The organism is uncultured Jannaschia sp., assembly GCF_947494025.1.
Taxonomy (GTDB): domain Bacteria; phylum Pseudomonadota; class Alphaproteobacteria; order Rhodobacterales; family Rhodobacteraceae; genus Jannaschia.
On sequence record NZ_CANLTQ010000211.1, the window covers coordinates 1 to 205 of the forward strand.

Below are 205 nucleotides of genomic sequence, written 5' to 3' on the forward strand. Positions count from 1 at the left end.
CGCATCAGGAAGAGGTTCCGGTTCGGGAGACGCTGCGACGCGAGCATGTCGACATCGAGCGCCTGCCCGTCGATCGCGTCGTGGATGAACCTCCGGCGACGCGCGAAGAGGGTGACGTCACCATCATCCCGATTGTCGAAGAGGTGCTGGTACGGCGTTTCCGTGTCGTCGAGGAACTGCATGTGCGGCGACGCAGCGATACGGT

Annotated in this window: 1 protein-coding gene; it reads left to right on the forward strand. The window is 63.4% G+C overall.

The window, feature by feature from the left end; all coding sequences use genetic code 11:
* A partial coding sequence (locus Q1B08_RS21935; protein WP_299823638.1) for a DUF2382 domain-containing protein occupies positions 1-205 on the forward strand: 205 nt, incomplete at both ends.